Raw genomic sequence first — 17,252 nt, 5'->3', positions numbered from 1 at the left:
CTGGAGTGCGGGCTGGATCTGATGCTGGAGGCCGAGATGGCCGCGATCCGCCTGAAATCGCAGGCGCTGGGTGATCTCTTCATCGCGCTTTGCGAGGACCAGCTGACCGGGTTCGAACTCGCCAGCCCGCGCGATGCGGCGCTGCGCGGCAGCCAGGTCTCGATCCGTCATGATGAGGGCTATGCCATCATGCAGGCCCTGATCGCGCGCGGCGTGATCGGTGATTTCCGGGCGCCGGATATTTTGCGCTTCGGCTTCACCCCGCTCTATACCCGGTATGAAGATGTCTGGCTGGCGATCGAGGCGCTGGCGGACATCATGCAGACCGGCGAATGGCGCGAGGATCGTTTCGCGACGCGTGCCGCCGTTACCTGAGACCCATCTGGAAAGGTCGCAAGCCATGAAAATTGCCTGTATTGGCGGCGGCCCCGCCGGCCTCTATTTCGCGATCTCGATGAAACTGCGCGATCCCGATTGCGTCATCGATGTCTATGAGCGCAACAAGCCCGGCGACACATTCGGCTGGGGCGTCGTCTTCTCCGACCAGACGATGGACAATCTCGGCCGCAATGATCCAGCCAGCGCTGCCGCCATCGGTGCCAGCCTGGCGCATTGGGATGATATCGATGTCGTCATCAAGGGCGTCACCGAAACCTCGACCGGGCACGGGTTTTGCGGCATTGGGCGCCAGAAACTCCTGAGCCTGCTGCAGGACCGGGCGCGCGAACTCGGCGTCGGCCTGCATTTCGAGGCCGAGATCGGCGATGATCTCTCTGCCTTCGCCGATGCCGACATGATCGTCGCCTCCGACGGGCTCAACTCGAAGATCCGCACCCGTTTCGCCGGCAGTTTCAAGCCGGATATCGAACTGCGCCGCAATAAATTCGTCTGGCTGGGCACGCACAAGGTGTTCGACGCCTTCACCTTCATATTTGTCGAAACGCCGCATGGCTGGGTCTGGGCCCATGCCTATCGCTTCGATGACGAGACTTCGACCTTCATCATTGAATGCGCCCCGGAGACCTGGGAGGGACTGGGCTTTGGCGAGATGGACCAGGATGAATGCTGCCGCGCCAGCGAGGCCCTGTTCGCGCCCTGGCTGGACGGTCATGATCTGATGTCGAATGCGCGGCATCTGCGCGGCTCGGCCTGGCTCAATTTCCCGCGCGTGCTGTGCGAGAACTGGGTGCATGACAATATCGTCCTGTTGGGGGATGCCGCCCATACGGCCCATTTCTCGATCGGCTCCGGCACCAAGCTGGCGCTGGAAGACGCGATCATGCTCGCCGATGTCCTCACCAGCACCGACAAGCCGGTCGCCGAGGGCCTCAAGGATTACCAGGCCGTGCGCACGGTCGAAGTGCTCAAATTGCAGAGCGCGGCGCGCAATTCAACCGAATGGTTCGAGCATCTCGACCGCTATCTCGGTTTCGAGCCCAAGCAATTCGCCTATTCGCTGCTGACCCGCTCCCAGCGTATCAGCCATGAAAATCTGCGTCTGCGCGACCCCGACTGGCTGGCGGGCGTCGAGAGCTGGTTTACCAGCCAGGCCACCGGCGGTGCCAAGTCCGATGCGCGGCCGCCGATGTTTGCGCCGTTCGAGCTGCGGGGCATGCGGCTGGAAAACCGCGTCGTCGTCTCGCCGATGTGCATGTATTCCGCCGAGGATGGCCTGCCCGGCCCCTTCCACAGCGTGCATTACGGCGCCCGCGCCCTGGGCGGAGCCGGCCTCGTCTATAGCGAAATGACCGATGTCAGCCGCGATGGCCGTATCTCGCCGGGCTGTGCCGGCCTCTATACCGATGAACATGTGAAGGCCTGGCGGGCGATCACCGATTTCGCCCATTCCCAGAGCCGCGCCAAAATGGCGGTCCAGCTGGCCCATGCCGGCCGCAAGGGCTCGACACGGCTCGCCTGGGAAGGCTCGGACAGACAGCTTGAGACGGGCAATTGGCCGCTGATCGCGCCCTCACCCCTGCCCTGGAGCGAGACAAGCCAGACGCCGAAGCAAATGGACCGCGCCGATATGGATGCGGTGCTGGCCGATTTCGTCGCCGCGACGCACCGCGCGCTCGAAGCCGGTTTCGACATGGTCGAGCTGCACTGCGCCCACGGCTATCTGCTCTCCAGCTTCCTCACCCCGGTCTCCAATCATCGCAGCGATGAATATGGCGGCCCGGTTGAAAACCGGCTGCGCTTCCCGCTGGAGGTCTTCCATGCCATGCGCGCCGTCTGGCCCGATGACAGGCCGATGGCCGTGCGGCTCTCGGCGACGGATTGGCTGGGCGATGAGGGCTTGTCCGAGGCCGACAGCCTCGCCATCGCCCGCGCCTTCCGCGAGGCCGGGGCCGATCTGATCGATGTCTCGGCCGGTCAGACGACCCCGCTGGCGCGCCCGGTCTATGGCCGCATGTTCCAGACGCCGTTTTCCGACCGCATCCGCAATCAGCTCGGCTGTGCGACGATGGCGGTCGGCAATATCTATGAGACCGATCACGTCAATTCCATTCTCGCCGCCGGGCGCGCCGATCTGGTGGCGCTGGCGCGTCCGCACCTGATTGATCCGATGTGGACGCTGCGCGCGGCGGCCGAACTGGGGTATCGTGGTGTGCATATCCCGCCGCAATATGCGGCCGGCTTCGATCAATTGACGCGCAATCTCGCGCGCGCTGCAGAGGGAGCACCCCAGGCATGAGCAAGTTGACAGGACATCGCGCCGTCATCACCGGCGGCGGCACGGGCATCGGACTGGCCTGCGCCAAAAGCCTCGCCGCCGAGGGCGCGCAAGTGGTGATCATGGGCCGTGATCTGGTCCGGCTGGAAGCCGCTGCCAAGACCATTCCCGGCGCCGAAGCAATCCAGCTCGACATCACCGATGCGGAGAGTGTCGAAGCGGCCTTTGCCAAGGCCGCGGCCGGCGGGGCCATCGATATTCTGGTCAATAATGCCGGCATTGTCGGCGCGGCCGCCTTCCACCGCACCTCGATGGAGGAATGGCAGCGCATCCAGGCGGTGAATGTCGAGGGACTGGTACGTTGCACCCAGGCGGTCATCGGTCCGATGATGAAGTCGGCCTATGGCCGTATCATCAATATCGCCTCGATCGCCGGCCTGCGTGGCGGCGCCTATATCGCGCCCTATGTCGCCTCGAAACACGCCGTGGTCGGGCTGACCAAATCGCTCTCGCTGGAATATGCCGGCACCGCCGTGACCTTCAATGCGGTCTGCCCGGGCTATGTCGAAACCGCGATCGTGGATAATTCGGTCGCCAATATCATGGCCAAGACCGGCCGGTCACGCGAGGACGCCCTTTCGGAGCTGACCAAGACCAACCCGCAGGGCCGTCTGATCCAGCCCGAAGAAGTCGCCGAAACGGTGGCCTGGCTGTGTTCGCCGCTCAGCGGATCCGTGTCAGGACAGGCGATTACCATCTCCGGCGGCGCAATTTAACCATACCGGCATTTTCGGCCAAGACCGGATCCATGCCGGACCCGGGTGATAATCCGCCCGGGTCCGGCCGTGTTCCGGTCCGATCGCTCAGCCCAGTTCGATCATATGGCCCATGGCCGGGTCGCCGCCGCTTTCGGCCAGCGTCCTGATCACCGCCTGCGCCGCCTCGAAACCCTGGCCGGTCTTGACCGTCATCCAGGCCGGCTCGGCGCTGTCGAGCTGGGCGAAAAAGGCTTCCTGCGCATCATTGAAACGCGCATTGAACGCGTCCGGGCCCCAATCCTTGTTGCGCTTGGCGATCTGCTCCGGCGCGAAGAAGAATTTCGGCGCCGGACCGGGCATGTCGACCGGTCTGGAGACGGGTGCATTATGGGCGGCCCCGACAACACAATCATGCATCAGGGACGGCCCGAAATGATGATGGATCCGGGCCCGCAGGGCGGCATCGCCGGCGAAATCGACATAGACAGTGGGGATTGAGGCATCAAGCGTCTCGATATCATCGTAGAGCGTCGTCGTTTCATAACAGCCAAGCCCGCGCACGAAATCCGCATTGCGCGGCGAGGTCAGCGCCGCCAGCGTGACCCGGTCCTCGCTGAGCAGGCAGAAGGCCGTGCCATAGGCCGTCTTGCTCGACGCGCTGGAGAGCAATAATTGCTGGGCCCCGAACCAGTCATTATCCTCGAGATAATCGGCCAGCATGAAAGCGGTAACGAAAAGCGGCCGGAACAGGGCCTGCAAATCCTCGCGGTCGGAGCGGTAGACGGGGTCCTCGCTACAGCGGCTGTACTGGTTGTAGGCCGAGACCAGATCGATCCGGTGGTCGAGCACATCATAGAAGCCACGCGGCGAGATCCGGCCGGGGCGCATCAAGACGTGACTGGCAATAGGGTAATAGCCATAGAAGCGTTCACCTGCGGCAATCCCGGGGGTAGTGGACGCGATGACATCGGCAAAGCCCCAGACCGGCATGTGTCCGAACCCTTCCTCCCCGGTCGGGAAGAAATTCCAGTACTGCATCGCATCGCCAAATGCGGCATAGGTGATATTGTTTGTGGTCAGGGAGAAGCTCTTGATTTCGAGCAATATCTCCCCTTTTCCCAGCGGGCCTTGCTGATGCTCGCGCAATTCGGTGCGACCAAGATCGGATTTATCGGTGAACAGGCGGGAAATAGTGATCGGAGCGTTCATGATGACCTTGCTTGGCTGGGTTGGGCTGGGCAGCAACGGAAGAATACACGGGAAGTCGGTGACTTATGTCTAGCAGATCCAGACCGCCCATGGGTTCGGATTCCGCTGCTCTCTCGCGTCCGGCCCCGAATGCCTTGCCTGCCCCGCATAAACGGCCAGTCCAGGACCGCGCGAAATTCACCGTCCAGGCCATATATGACGCCTATGTTCGGATTTGGCGCCGCGATGGCCCCGAGGCCGCAACCACCCGCAGCGTCGCCGCCGAAGCCGGCTTCGCCATCGGCACGCTCTATGGATATTTCCCCAACAAGGCGGCGCTGCATTCCGGTTATGTCCGCCACGCCATGGAGATGGTGCTGGCCCAGATCGACCGGGACGTCATCGCACCCGCGGCCCAGCCCTGGCCGGAGCGCGTCCGCACGCTGGTCGAGATCACTTGCGGGACCCGGTCCGATTCGCCCTATTTTGACGCCGCCATGCTGCAACGGGAAAACGAGATCGCGGACCAGGAGCGGCACAGCCGAGCCTTCGCCGCCCTGACGAGTAAATGGAGCGAAGGCATTGCCGCGCTTGAGGATCTAGGCCCGCAGCCAGAGCGCGATCTGGTCGCCAGCCTGCTGCTCGCCGTCTGGGGCGCGCGGCGCTATCAAATGCTGATCAGCGTGGAGGGCAACCAGCCCCACAACTGGGTCGGGCATCTGACAGACCTGTGCCAGCGCACGCTGGCCGCGCCCTCATCCTGAGCCAGGCCGGCGAGAGTGGACGCTGCCCGCGCGGCGTCGTAGGTCTTGGGGGTATCGCACCGGAATCACGCATTTAACGGGCATGGCCGCGCCAGGCGCCGGCCGAGGAAACAGGGATTAGTCTCCATGGACCCGACGAATTATACGCCGACACATTATCTCTGGTCCTTCGCCGATGGCATTGGCACAGTGACCTTCAACCGGCCCGAACGCAAAAACCCGCTGACTTTTGAGAGCTATGCCGAGCTGCGCGACATGTTCCGTGCCCTCGTCTACGTCAAATCGGTCAAGGCGATCATTATCACCGGCGCCGGCGGGAATTTCTGCTCCGGTGGTGATGTCCATGAAATCATTGGCCCGCTGGTGGGCATGGACATGCCCGAATTGCTGGATTTTACGCGCATGACCGGCGATCTCGTCAAGGCGATGCGCGATTGCCCGCAGCCGATCATCGCCGCCATTGACGGCGTCTGTGTTGGCGCTGGCGCGATCATGGCCATGGCCTCGGACCTGCGCATCGCGACGCCGGAAGCCAAATGCGCCTTCCTGTTCAACCGCGTTGGCCTCGCTGGCTGCGATATGGGCGCCTGCGCCATGCTGCCGCGCATTATCGGCCAGGGCCGCGCCTCGGAACTCCTCTATCTCGGCCGTTCCATGTCGGCCGAAGAGGGCGAGAATTGGGGCTTCTATAATCGCATCACAAGCGCTGATGCGCTGATGGACGCAGCCCGGGACTGGGCCGCCCGCATCGCCTCAGGCCCGAATTTCGGCAATGCGATGACCAAGAACCAGCTCAATACCGAATGGGATATGAGCCTGCACACCGCCATTGAGGCCGAGGCCCAGGCCCAGGCCATCTGTATGCAGACCAAGGACTTTGAACGCGCCTACACGGCTTTCATCGCCAGGCAGAAACCCGTCTTCGAGGGCAATTGAATGGCCGACCGCAGCTATCTCGACTGGCCCTTTCTCGAGGATGCCCACCGGGAATTGGCAACCCTCGCCGGCGGCTGGGCCGAGAGCCGGTTCGGCCCCCACGGCTTTGCTACCCATGACGATGTCGATGGAGATTGCCGCGCCATCCTGAAAGCGCTCGGCGAGTCCGGCCTGACCCGCTATTGCGTGCCGGCCGCCTATGGCGGCGCGACCGAAAGCCTCGATGTGCGCTCGCTCTGCCTGATGCGCGAACATCTGGCCTATCGCTGCGGCCTGGCCGATTTCGTGTTCGCGATGCAGGGGCTGGGTTCCGGCGCCATCTCGCTGTTTGGCTCCGAGGCCCAGAAACGGTCCTGGCTGCCCGGTGTCGCCGCTGGCGAACTGTGTGCCGCCTTCGCCCTGACCGAGCCGGAGGCCGGCTCTGATGTCGCCGCCATCGCCACCACCGCGACACCGGACGGCGATGGCTGGCGCCTCAGGGGCGAAAAGACCTTTATCTCCAATGGCGGCATAGCCGATTTCTACGTCGTCTTCGCCCGCACCGGCGAGGCGGCCGGCGCACGCGGGCTGTCCGCTTTCATCCTCGACGCCAACACGCCTGGCCTGAAAGTCGCCGAACGCATCGAGACCATCGCGCCACACCCCCTTGCCCGCCTGGTGTTCGAGGATTGCCATCTACCGGCCTCCAGCCTGATCGGCGCATCGGGTGCCGGCTTCAAGATCGCCATGGCAACGCTGGATGTGTTCCGGTCCACGGTCGGTGCCGCCTCGCTCGGCTTTGCCCGCCGGGCGCTTGACGAGGCGACAGGCCGCGCCACGACCCGCAAACTTTTCGGGGCCACCCTCGCTGACCAGCAGGGCGTGCAGACGCAATTGGCGGAGATGGCGCTCGATATCGATGCCAGCGCGCTATTGATCTACCGCGCCGCCTGGACCAAGGACACAGGCTCGGCGCGCATCACTCGCGAAGCGGCCATGGCCAAGCTTTATGCTACCGAAGCCGCGCAGAAGGCCATTGATACGGCGGTCCAGCTATTCGGCGGGCTGGGCGTGACCAAGGGGTCGGTGCCCGAAGCGCTCTACCGCGAAATCCGCGCCCTGCGCATCTATGAGGGCGCGTCGGAAGTGCAAAAACTCGTTATTGCCCGTCAGCATCTTTCGGAGTGGAAATAATGGTCTTCCGCGTTGATCGCCGTGTACGCTTTGCCGATGTCGATGCGGCCGGAATCGTCTTCTATCCGCGCTATTTCGAGATGATCAATGCCTGTGTCGAGGACTGGTTCGAGACCGGGCTCGGGCACGGTTTCGATGCCATGATCGTCAAGGGCAATCATGCCGTGCCACTGGCCAATATCGAGGTCGAATTCAAGGCACCCAGCCGTCTCGATGACGAGCTCGCCTTCAAACTGGTCGTCACCGAGGTCGGGCGCAGCTCCTTCAAGCTGACGATCAAGGCCTGGCATGAGGATGAAGTGCGGATGATCGCGCAGCTGGTTCTGGTCTATATCGATATCGAAAAGCACGCCCCGGAGCGGATTCCCGAGATCATGCGCGCCCGCATGCTCACCTTCCTGGAGGTCAAATAATGCAGATCCTGCTGCCGGCGGGCTGGCCGCGCCCGAAAGGCTATTCAAACGGCATCGCTGTCAGCGGCCGCCAGGTCTATATTGCCGGTCAGATTGGCTGGGATGAGCATGGTGTCATCGTCTCGGACGACTTCGCGGCCCAGTTTGAGCAAGTCCTGGAAAACACGCTCGCCATACTGGCCGAGGCCGATGCCGGCCCGGAGCATATCGTTCGCATGACCGGCTATATCACCAGCCGGGACGAGTATATCGCGGCCGAATCCAGGATTGGCAGCATCTGGAAGAATTTGATCGGGCGCAATTATCCGGCCATGGCCTTCGTCATTGTCGCGGGCCTGATCGAGCCGGGGGCGAAAATCGAGATCGAGACCACCGCGGTGGTACCGCTCTAGCGCCAGGCTCCAGAAGTCGGACACGTCGGGGAGGACGTCATGACGATGCAGACCAGTGGGCATATTGACAGTTTTACCCGCGAGCATTTGCCCGCCGCGTGCGACTGGCCGGAATTCTGCTTCGACAGTCCCGGCCTCACCTATCCAGGCCGCTTGAACTGCGCAGCCGAGCTCCTTGATCGCAATCTCGAAAACGGCCTGGGCGACAAGGTCGCCATCTATTCGTCCGCGCGCAATATCACCTGGTCGGACCTGCGCCGCGAGGCAAGCCGCATCGCGCATGTCCTGGTGGAAGACATGGGCCTGGTGCCGGGCAATCGCGTCCTCCTGCACGGACCCAATTCGATCGAACTGATCGCCAGCTGGTATGGCACCATCCTCGCCGGCGGTGTGGCCGTGATGACCATGCCCATGCTGCGTGCCGGCGAGATCGCCAAGGTCATCGCCAAGGGCAAGGTGAGCCACGCACTGTTTGACGCGGCACTGGCGCAGCCCGTGCGGGAAGCCGCCGCGCTCGAGCCGGGACTGGCGTCCATCCTCGCCTGGGGCCAGGACGGGCAGCTGGCCACCGCCATGGCCGCCAAGCCCGATAGATTCGCCGCCGCCGACACAGCGCGTGATGATATCGCCTTGCTTGCCTTCACCTCCGGGACCACCGGCGAGCCCAAGGCGTGCGCCCATTTCCACTCCAGCGTGCTGGCCATGGCCGACACTTTCGGCGCGACCGTCCTGAACCCCGATCCCGACGAGATTTATCTCGGCACGCCGCCTTTCGCCTTCACCTTTGGCCTGGGGGCCTGTGTCGTGTTTCCGGCCCGCGCCGGCCTCGCCACGGCCCTGCCAGACCGGCCCGGCTTCGAGGCATTGTGTGAGACGATCGAGCGCTTCGCGGTCACGACCCTGTTCACGGCACCCACAGGCTATCGGGCCTTGATGGGCTTGTGGGACCGCTTCGACCTGTCCAGCCTGCGCAAGGGTGTATCGGCGGGCGAGCATTTGCCGGCCGCGACCTCGGACGCCTTTCACGCTCTGAGCGGCATCCGCCTGATTGACGGAATCGGGGCCACCGAGATGATCCATATCTTCATTTCAGCCGCCGGCAGCGACATCCGCCCTGGGGCGACCGGCAAGGCTGTGCCCGGCTATCAGGCCCGGGTGGTGAATGCAGCGGGCGATCCGGTGGCCGATGGCGAAATCGGGCGGCTGGCCGTCAAGGGGCCGACGGGCTGTCTCTATCTCGACGACAAACGCCAGAAAACCTATGTGCAGAAGGGCTGGAACATCACCGGCGATCTCTATCGCCGCGATGAAGATGGCTATTTCTGGTATGTCTCGCGCGCCGATGATCTGATCGTCTCGTCGGGCTATAATATTGCCGGCCCCGAAGTGGAGCAGGCCCTCTTGCTGCATGATGCGGTGCTGGAATGCGCCGTTGTCGGCGCGGCCGACGCGGAGCGCGGCACCATCGTCAAGGCCTTCATCGTGCTGGCCGATGGTCATGACGCGCACGATGATTTGGTCGCCCGGCTCCAGGATCACGTCAAGGCGAGTATCGCGCCGTATAAATATCCGCGCGCCATCGAATTCCTCGCCGCCCTGCCCAAGACCCAGACCGGGAAGATTCAACGTTTCAAACTTCGCTAGCTTGGTATTAGGGTCGATCCGAATCCGGGGATTGATAAGGAAGTCTGCGATGCGCCAATTCTACGTCTTCATCAAATGCGAGCTGGGCCATACCTATGATGTCGCGGCCTCGCTGGTCGACAAGCTCGACGAAGCCCCCATGGTGCACTCGATCTCCGGCGCTTTTGATTTGCTGGCGCATTTCGCGATCGCCGATGATGCCGATATCGGCCGTTTCGTGAACGAGAAAGTCCAGACGATTCCCGGCATCAAGGACACGCAGACCATTATCTGCTTCAACGCATTCACGCGCGATCGCGGCCTCGGCTGACGCCAGGCCTGCCTGCGCTCATCCGGCGGATTTCTCATGCATTTTGGCGTCTTCGACCTGTTCAAGATCGGGGTTGGCCCGTCCAGCTCGCACACCGTAGGGCCGATGCTGGCCGCACGGCAATTCGTCGAGCGCGTGATCGGCACCCACGGGGAGGCCGGCATTGCCCGTCTTGAGGCCGAACTCTACGGCTCGCTCGCCCTGACTGGCCTGGGTCACGGGACTGACAAGGCGGTTCTGCTCGGGCTGGAAGGTTGTGACCCGTCCCGGGTCGACCCGGCGGAAATCCCGCAGAGGCTGGAGCGGATCCGCAGCGAACACCGCCTCACCCTGCCCGGCGGCCGCGCGATTGAGTTCTCCGAACGGCGTGATCTCCAGTTTCGCGGCGATATCCGCCTGCCCTTCCACTCCAACGCCATGAAATTCCGTGCCCTGGCCAGCGACGGGAGCGTCCTGCTGGAAGAGATCTGGTATTCAATCGGCGGCGGTTTCGTCATCGACGAACACGAGGCCGGACGCAATTCGGCCGCCGATGTCAAGGAAGGCGAGCCCTACCCGTTCAATTCCGGCGCCGAGCTGCTGGCGATTGGTGAGCGCGAAAACCTGTCGATTTTCCGCATCATGCTGGCCAATGAATGTGCGTTTCGCTCGGAGGCCGAAGTACAAGACGGGATCGAGACGATCTGGCGCACCATGGAGGCCTGCATTGATCGTGGCCTGCGTGAGGACGGAATCCTGCCGGGCGGGCTGAAAGTCAAACGCCGGGCGCCCAAGCTTTACAGAGACCTGTTGAATGAACAGACCGATCCGGCCGACGATCCGCTCGTCGCCATGGACTGGATCAATCTCTGGGCGATGGCAGTGAATGAGGAAAACGCCGCTGGCGGCCGTGTTGTGACCGCACCGACCAATGGCGCGGCGGGGATCCTCCCGGCCGTCGCCCGCTATTTCGACCGCTATCACCGCAACCCGTCCGATGATGAAGCCCTGCAGCGCTTCTTCCTGACGGCGGCGGCGATCGGTGCCCTCTACAAGAAGAACGCCTCGATCTCCGGCGCTGAAGCGGGCTGCCAGGGCGAGGTCGGCGTTGCCTGTTCCATGGCTGCCGGAGCGCTGGCCGCTGCGATGGGCGCCAATAATAACCAGATCGAGGATGCGGCCGAAATCGGCATGGAGCACAATCTCGGCCTGACCTGCGATCCCGTCGGCGGACTGGTGCAGATCCCCTGTATCGAGCGCAATGCGATCGGCGCCATCAAGGCGATCGACGCCGCGCGCCTCGCGCTACGTGCGACCTCGGCCGACATGAAGGTCTCGCTCGACCAGGTGATCGAGACCATGCGTCAGACTGGCGTCGACATGCAGGAAAAATACAAGGAGACCAGCCAGGGCGGTCTCGCCGTCAATGTTGTGGAATGCTGAGACGGCTGGAAACGCCATCGCGCAGGATTACCAGCTCGGCGGCTTCGGCGGGATCAAAGCTCGCAAACAGCCAGTTTGCCACGGCGCATTTCGGATTGTCCGCGCTCACGATAAGCGACCGCCCGGAAATCGCGGTCACCTCGTCACCCAGCCGCAATCCGGCACGGGCGGCGGCTGTGTCATCGAATAATTGCACGACGCGGATATCGTTGCCGACAAGCGCCAATGAATAGCCGGGTTCGGCCGGCGTCTGTGCCGGGTCACTATGGGCCTGGATGATGAATTGTCCGCCCGGGTAGTCCAGGGTCACGGCATGCGATCCGAGCATGCCCGCCCCGACGAGTGTCGGCGGGACAGCTCGCACCATTGCGCGGACCGGGTCCAGATCGGTGCCATCGAGACGGAAATCCGATAGCGTGAAGCGCGTCAGCGTCGTGACTTCGCCGCGCCCGCCAGCGGATTCGCCTTCATAACCGGTGCCTGTAACCCGGCTGCCGGCGCGGATAGCCTGCCGGACCGATGGTGCCTGCGCCACCTGGCTGAATAGCGCCACCTCGGCGCTGCTGCCCGTGTCAAACAAGGCCTTGTCCGACACGTCACCGACGGAATAATCGATGATGGGCGCGTGCGGGTAGCCAAAATCATACAGGCGCGTCGATGCGACAGCCTCAAGCTCCGGCAGCTCCATCAGGCTGGTGGCGATGGATAGTTCTGCGGCCCGGGTGTCGAAGCGCCACACACTCCCGGGAAAGAGTTCCGAACCGAGAATACCGGGACCGACCACGCAGGCCCCCATGTCGAGGGTGCTGAAATCATGGATCAGGACGGGGATGTCGTGAAACACTGCCGTGCCGACCTGCAGCGTCCGGAGGATCGCGAAGTCCATTGTCACTTCAGTACCATTGGCATCGCGGCCGGTGTTCTGGGCGACAGTTTCCAGGCCCAGCGCATCGGCAAAATCACGTGAAAGAATGGTCGGCGAGCCGCTGTCGAGGATGAATTCACCCGCCTCGCCATTGGCGAGCGCATGGATGAAGAGCTTCCCGCCCCGGGTCTCCAGATTGACCCTTGTGACCGCTTCAGTCCGTTCAATGCGGAGCGGCGCGGCCAGCAGGCGGGCCAGGTCCGTCTCCTGCGTCAGGCCCGGAGAAAAGCCCGCCAATATCAGGGCGAGCAGGACGAAGTGAACGAGGTTTCGCATGGCAGATTTCCGCGCGTGATTGCTGGCCCTGCGGGACTGGGAGACGGGTCCGGACAGTCTCGCCCCCCAATGTATCACGACCGGGCCTTCCCGCTAGCCGGATCAGGCATCCTCGCCCATTTCCTGAACCACACGTCCATCGCTCAGGGTTTCCGCGCCGGAGACCACGACGCGCTCGCCCGCCGCGACATCGCCGGCAATGGCGATATAGCCATTATCGCGCACGCCCGCCGTCACCGCGATCTGATGCGCAATATTGTCGGCATCGACGGTGAAGATGAAAGCCCCCGTCGAGCGCAGGATCACCGCATCATAGGGCGCGGCCAATTGCGTTCGCGGCGTCTCGGCGGGAAAGGCCGCACGGGCGGCCGAACCGACAATCCAGTCGGAACTCGCCAGATCGATCCGGACCTCGAAGGTTCGCGACACCGCATCGCCGACCGGAATGATGGCCCGGATGGGCGCTGTTGTGCTCCCGCCATCCCCCATCGTCAGGACGACCTCCTGACCAAGTCTGAGATAGGGCGCAATCGCGACCGGGGCCTGGGCGACGGCTTCCTTGTGATCGATATCGACAATGCGCACGATATCGCGGCCCGGTGCCGACAGCTCGCCCGCCTGGATGAGCCGTTCGACCACACGGCCGGCAAAGGGTGCGAGGATACGGGTGCGCTCCAGCTCCAGTTCGGCGCGGGACACGGCCGAACGGGCCTCGCGCACATCCTGCAGGGCCAGATCGCGCGCCAGCTCGACCTCGCGCAAACGGGTCGGCGGAACAGTTCCATTTCGCGCCAAACCCTCGAAACGGGCGGCCTCGGCGCTTTGATAATCACCATTCGCCGTGGCCCGGGCCAGGCGCGCCCGTGACTCGTCGAGGGCGATCCGGGCCTGGCGATCATCCATCTGCGCGATCAGGCCGCCAGCCTCGATCCTGTCACCCGCCTCGGCGATGAAGGTGATGCGGCCCGCCGCCTCGGCGGCGATCCGGGCATCATTGCGCGCCACGACACTGGCCGGTGTGGTGATCGTGCGCGCCATATCGCGTTCGACGATGGCGGCGCTGCGAATAATGGCCGGCGGCGGCCCGTCCTGGGCGACGGCCCCGGCGGGCATCAGGGTGAGAAGGCCAAGCCCGGCGAAGGCTGCGAGGAGTTGCGGTGAGAGTGTCATGGGTTCGGGTCCTTGTGACTTCGGTCTATTCGGCCGGAGCCAGGGCAGAAGATGCCAGGCGCGCCTGCTGGCGGCTTTCACCGAGGCGCAGAAGGCAAGGGATCAGGATCAGGGTGAAGACCAGGCTGACGCTCATTCCGCCGACGATCGCCGCTGCAAGACCGCGATAGATCGCACTGCCGACGCCAGGCACCAATAGCAGCGGGAGCATGCCCAGAAGGCTGGTCATCGTGCTCATGAAGATCGGCCGCAGCCGCATACGCAGCGCCTGTTCGACCGCATCGCGGCGGCTCAGACCGTCACGCTCGCCCTGACGGGTCTGATCAACCAGCAGGATGGCATTATTGATCACCAGGCCGAGCAGGATGACGAAGCCCATCATGGTCAGCAGATCGAGCGGCTGGGTGACCCAGATATTGAGAATCTGCAACATCACCACGCCGCCGACCCCGGCCAGGGGCAGGGAGACCAGCACCAGCGCTGCATCGCGCAGCGAGCGGAACATGCCGGCCAGGATCAGGAAGAGGATGATCAGCGCCATGCCCATATTTGTCGCCATGGTCATCTTGGCGCGCTCGAGGCTGTCGGCACTGCCGCCATAGGTCACAGAGCCATCCTCCGGCAGGGCGGCGCGGATCGCCGGCTCGACCTCGTTCTGGACGACGGTGAGGATTTCCTCGAGCGATTGCCCCTCCGGCTGATTGATATTGATCGTCACCGTGCGGCGCCGGTTGAGCCGCTGGATCCCGCCCGGGCCGACATCTTCGCGGATATTGATCAGATCACCGAGCGGCACGACGGCCCCGGATGGCGTGGCGATCGGCAAGCCCGCCAGCTGATCCGGCGTCTCCCAGCCATTCGAGCGCAGGATGATATTCATCCGGCTATCGCCATCAAAATATTCGCCGATGAACTGGCCATCACCAAGCATGGCAATCATGCCGGCCACATTGCGCCGTGCCCATCCGGCTTCCTGGATGCGGCGATCATCGGGGACCATGGTCAGGCGGGGCTGATTGTCCTGGGGCGGTGGATTGGCGTTGATATTCACGCCGGGAAACCGCTCGCGCAGGATAGCCAGCCCGGCATTCACCGCCCGCCCCCTTGCTTCGGAATCGGCGCTCTGCACATTGACCTGGATATTGCCGCCCTGGGAGAAGCCCCCGAACAGATCGCCCTGCTGGGCGAAGCCGATTACGTCGGGAATCCCCGTGATGATCTCCTCGCGAACAATCCGCTCCAGTTCCCCCACCCGGCTTTGATCAAGAACACGAATTCCGGCCGTCGCACCGCCGCCGCCCGGAAAGGTCCCGAAATAGTAATTGCGCAGCGCCGGCTCCCGCTCCCCGGACATGTAGGGCGCCAACCGCTCGATGACCGTCGCGGCCACTTCGGCTTCGATCCAGTCCATATTGGAGCCGGCCGGGAAAATGAAAAAGGCGTCGACCGCATCGCGCTTGACCGGCGGCAGATAGTCCATTTGCGGCCGGATCATCCAGGTGGTGGCGATCGGGATCGCGATCAGGCCGGCAATCACGCCCAGCCGGATGCGCGGATTGTCGCTGAGCGACAGAATACCCTCGGCAATCCGGTTGAGGATCGGTTGGCGGGTTACGGTCTGACGGTCGCGGATCCAGTATTTGGCCGCCACCGGGAGAATGGTCACAGCGACGATCATGGAAATGGCCACGCCGACGGCAATTGTGATCGCCAGGTCGGCGAAGAGCTGCCCCTCCACATCTCGGATGAAGATGATTGGCAGGAAGATCGCCACCGTGGTGACCGTCGAGGCCAGCAAGGCGCCCCAGACCTGGGTCGCGCCCTTCTCCGAGGCCGTGTCGGCATCCTCGCCCATTTCGCGGCGGCGGATGATATTCTCCAGCACAATAATCGCCGCATCCATCACCATGCCGGTGGCAAAGGCGAGGCCTGCCAGAGAGATCACGTTCAGGGAACGATTGAACAGGAAGAGCACGATCAGGGTCGAGAGCAGCGAAACCGGGATCGCCAGCGAGATGATCAGCGTGGCCCGGGAGCGCCGCAGGAACAGCCAGAGCCCGAAAATCGCCAGCCCGACGCCGAGCAGTAAATTGGTCCGCAACAGATCGATCGCCCGCATGATGAAGACCGAGGCGTCGAAGGATGGCGCCATGACGAGTTGCTGTTCGGCCAGGACAGTGGCGTTGATCTCGGCGACTTCGGCCTTCACCGCGTCCAGGGCTGCGAGCACATTGGCGCCGGGTTGACGGCGCACTTCAATGCCCATCGCCGGATTGCCGTTCTGATAGGTGAAATTCGTCCGCTCGCCGTAATTGACCTCAACCGTTGCCAGATCGCCCAGCCGTACCGGATTGCCTTCGCGCCAGACGACCACCAACTCGTCCATCTCGGCAGGCTCGAACTCACCCTCGAAACGCATCTGGTAGGAGCGGCGGCCGATCTCGGCATTGCCGCCGGAGACGTCCTGGTTATTGACGATCGCTGCGGAGATCTCCGGCAAGGTCACGCCCAGGGCCGCAGCGCGATAGGGATCGACCGTGATTTGAAGTTCTTCCGGCTGCTGGCCCCATCCGATCTGGACGCTGGCCACGCCGGGGATTGCCTCCAGGCGCGGCACGACCTGGTCTTCGATCAGGCTGGAATAATCATTGATCTCCCGCGGATTGCCTGGCAGGGCCTGGACGAAGAACCAGATCAGGCTTTGCTGTGCATCGCCGCCAAAGCCGCCAATATTCGGCCCGACCGCGTCGCGCGGCAGGGGCGGTAATTGCGACAGACGGTTGGAGATCTCGATCGCCGTCTGCGTCATGTCGGTTTCAAGCGCGAAGGTGAGATTGACGAAGGCGGAGCCCTCCCCGACGAAGACGCGCATTTCTTCCATGCCGGCGAGGCCGGCCAGCGCCTGCTCCTGCGGCTCGATGATTTCAGATTCCATTTCCTGCGGCGAGGCCGAGCGCCAGAAGGTCGCGATATTGACCTGCGGCTGCTGGGTGTCCGGAAAGAGCTGGATCGGCAGGCGCGTAAAGGCGACCAGGCCGAGAACCACAATCAGGGCAATGCCGACAAATACGGCAGCAGGATTGTTCAGTGACAGTCGTGTAAGTGGCATGTGCGTCTCCCTCGCACCTACCTCATACCCGCCGCGAACGTGCTAAAACGATGTAACAATGATTAAATATTGCTAAGGCGGCTCACGAGACAGTGAGC

General features: G+C 63.4%; 14 protein-coding genes and 1 pseudogene. 11 read left to right on the top strand and 4 right to left on the bottom strand.

Annotated features, from left to right (window positions below; translation table 11 throughout):
• The 3 genes and pseudogenes from AAC023_RS03445 to AAC023_RS03435 form a co-directional block, all read left to right on the top strand.
• Positions 1 to 375: pseudogene (locus AAC023_RS03445) on the top strand (kynureninase); the annotation flags it as partial.
• Between the two features lie 25 nt (positions 376 to 400).
• Positions 401 to 2,695 carry a bifunctional salicylyl-CoA 5-hydroxylase/oxidoreductase gene (locus AAC023_RS03440; RefSeq protein WP_339738150.1) on the top strand — a complete coding sequence of 765 codons (2,295 nt, stop codon included), beginning with the start codon at positions 401 to 403 and terminating at the stop codon, positions 2,693 to 2,695.
• Positions 2,692 to 3,450, top strand: a complete 759-nt coding sequence (locus tag AAC023_RS03435; RefSeq protein WP_339738148.1) for an SDR family NAD(P)-dependent oxidoreductase — start codon at positions 2,692 to 2,694, stop codon at positions 3,448 to 3,450. The genes AAC023_RS03440 and AAC023_RS03435 overlap by 4 nt, the downstream gene beginning before the upstream one ends.
• A gap of 87 nt (positions 3,451 to 3,537) precedes the next feature.
• On the opposite strand, the gene AAC023_RS03430 is transcribed toward AAC023_RS03435, so the two are convergent.
• Positions 3,538 to 4,641, bottom strand: a complete 1,104-nt coding sequence (locus AAC023_RS03430; RefSeq protein ID WP_339738146.1) for a DUF2855 family protein — start codon at positions 4,639 to 4,641, stop codon at positions 3,538 to 3,540.
• Positions 4,642 to 4,730: 89 nt separating this feature from the next.
• Between AAC023_RS03430 and AAC023_RS03425 the strand changes: the two genes are divergently transcribed.
• From AAC023_RS03425 to AAC023_RS03390, 8 genes are all read left to right on the top strand, one after another.
• Positions 4,731 to 5,384: a TetR/AcrR family transcriptional regulator gene (locus tag AAC023_RS03425; protein ID WP_339738144.1), complete on the top strand. Its 654-nt coding sequence runs from the start codon at positions 4,731 to 4,733 to the stop codon at positions 5,382 to 5,384.
• A gap of 126 nt (positions 5,385 to 5,510) precedes the next feature.
• The gene (locus AAC023_RS03420; RefSeq protein WP_339738142.1) at positions 5,511 to 6,320 is read left to right on the top strand and encodes an enoyl-CoA hydratase family protein; all 810 of its coding nucleotides are present in this window, start codon (positions 5,511 to 5,513) and stop codon (positions 6,318 to 6,320) included.
• Positions 6,321 to 7,493, top strand: coding sequence for an acyl-CoA dehydrogenase family protein (locus tag AAC023_RS03415; protein ID WP_339738140.1), 1,173 nt, complete (start codon positions 6,321 to 6,323; stop codon positions 7,491 to 7,493).
• Positions 7,493 to 7,906, top strand: coding sequence for a thioesterase family protein (locus AAC023_RS03410; protein WP_339738138.1), 414 nt, complete (start codon positions 7,493 to 7,495; stop codon positions 7,904 to 7,906). Before AAC023_RS03415 ends, AAC023_RS03410 begins: the two co-directional genes overlap by 1 nt.
• The gene (locus AAC023_RS03405) at positions 7,906 to 8,298 is read left to right on the top strand and encodes a RidA family protein (protein ID WP_339738136.1); all 393 of its coding nucleotides are present in this window, start codon (positions 7,906 to 7,908) and stop codon (positions 8,296 to 8,298) included. The genes AAC023_RS03410 and AAC023_RS03405 overlap by 1 nt, the downstream gene beginning before the upstream one ends.
• A 39-nt stretch (positions 8,299 to 8,337) precedes the next feature.
• The gene (locus AAC023_RS03400) at positions 8,338 to 9,942 is read left to right on the top strand and encodes a benzoate-CoA ligase family protein (protein WP_339738134.1); all 1,605 of its coding nucleotides are present in this window, start codon (positions 8,338 to 8,340) and stop codon (positions 9,940 to 9,942) included.
• Between the two features lie 49 nt (positions 9,943 to 9,991).
• Positions 9,992 to 10,252 carry an Lrp/AsnC ligand binding domain-containing protein gene (locus AAC023_RS03395; RefSeq protein ID WP_339738132.1) on the top strand — a complete coding sequence of 87 codons (261 nt, stop codon included), beginning with the start codon at positions 9,992 to 9,994 and terminating at the stop codon, positions 10,250 to 10,252.
• 36 nt (positions 10,253 to 10,288) lie between these two features.
• The gene (locus AAC023_RS03390) at positions 10,289 to 11,674 is read left to right on the top strand and encodes an L-serine ammonia-lyase (RefSeq protein WP_339738130.1); all 1,386 of its coding nucleotides are present in this window, start codon (positions 10,289 to 10,291) and stop codon (positions 11,672 to 11,674) included.
• Here the strand turns inward: AAC023_RS03390 and AAC023_RS03385 are convergent.
• From AAC023_RS03385 to AAC023_RS03375, 3 genes are all read right to left on the bottom strand, one after another.
• Complete coding sequence (locus AAC023_RS03385) at positions 11,655 to 12,875, bottom strand: aspartyl protease family protein (protein WP_339738128.1); 1,221 nt, start codon at positions 12,873 to 12,875, stop codon at positions 11,655 to 11,657. The genes AAC023_RS03390 and AAC023_RS03385 overlap by 20 nt on opposite strands.
• Before the next feature lie 102 nt (positions 12,876 to 12,977).
• A complete protein-coding gene (locus tag AAC023_RS03380; protein WP_339738126.1) occupies positions 12,978 to 14,045 on the bottom strand; it encodes an efflux RND transporter periplasmic adaptor subunit in 1,068 nt (355 codons plus the stop codon).
• A 25-nt stretch (positions 14,046 to 14,070) separates the two neighbouring features.
• Complete coding sequence (locus tag AAC023_RS03375; RefSeq protein WP_339738125.1) at positions 14,071 to 17,154, bottom strand: efflux RND transporter permease subunit; 3,084 nt, start codon at positions 17,152 to 17,154, stop codon at positions 14,071 to 14,073.
• Between the last annotated feature and the right edge of the window lie 98 nt (positions 17,155 to 17,252).

The sequence above is a fragment of the uncultured Maricaulis sp. genome (genome assembly GCF_963976135.1).
GTDB lineage: Bacteria > Pseudomonadota > Alphaproteobacteria > Caulobacterales > Maricaulaceae > Maricaulis.
This window is presented reverse-complemented; position numbering and strand designations above follow the sequence as displayed.

Bases quoted from the DNA above. Each gene is read 5' to 3' on its own strand.
- AAC023_RS03440 (WP_339738150.1), top strand. From the start codon at position 401: ATGAAAATTGCCTGTATTGGCGGCGGCCCCGCCGGCCTCTATTTCGCG.
- AAC023_RS03435 (WP_339738148.1), top strand. From the start codon at position 2,692: ATGAGCAAGTTGACAGGACATCGCGCCGTCATCACCGGCGGCGGCACG.
- AAC023_RS03430 (WP_339738146.1), bottom strand. From the start codon at position 4,641: ATGAACGCTCCGATCACTATTTCCCGCCTGTTCACCGATAAATCCGAT.
- AAC023_RS03425 (WP_339738144.1), top strand. From the start codon at position 4,731: ATGGGTTCGGATTCCGCTGCTCTCTCGCGTCCGGCCCCGAATGCCTTG.
- AAC023_RS03420 (WP_339738142.1), top strand. From the start codon at position 5,511: ATGGACCCGACGAATTATACGCCGACACATTATCTCTGGTCCTTCGCC.
- AAC023_RS03415 (WP_339738140.1), top strand. From the start codon at position 6,321: ATGGCCGACCGCAGCTATCTCGACTGGCCCTTTCTCGAGGATGCCCAC.
- AAC023_RS03410 (WP_339738138.1), top strand. From the start codon at position 7,493: ATGGTCTTCCGCGTTGATCGCCGTGTACGCTTTGCCGATGTCGATGCG.
- AAC023_RS03405 (WP_339738136.1), top strand. From the start codon at position 7,906: ATGCAGATCCTGCTGCCGGCGGGCTGGCCGCGCCCGAAAGGCTATTCA.
- AAC023_RS03400 (WP_339738134.1), top strand. From the start codon at position 8,338: ATGACGATGCAGACCAGTGGGCATATTGACAGTTTTACCCGCGAGCAT.
- AAC023_RS03395 (WP_339738132.1), top strand. From the start codon at position 9,992: ATGCGCCAATTCTACGTCTTCATCAAATGCGAGCTGGGCCATACCTAT.
- AAC023_RS03390 (WP_339738130.1), top strand. From the start codon at position 10,289: ATGCATTTTGGCGTCTTCGACCTGTTCAAGATCGGGGTTGGCCCGTCC.
- AAC023_RS03385 (WP_339738128.1), bottom strand. From the start codon at position 12,875: ATGCGAAACCTCGTTCACTTCGTCCTGCTCGCCCTGATATTGGCGGGC.
- AAC023_RS03380 (WP_339738126.1), bottom strand. From the start codon at position 14,045: ATGACACTCTCACCGCAACTCCTCGCAGCCTTCGCCGGGCTTGGCCTT.
- AAC023_RS03375 (WP_339738125.1), bottom strand. From the start codon at position 17,154: ATGCCACTTACACGACTGTCACTGAACAATCCTGCTGCCGTATTTGTC.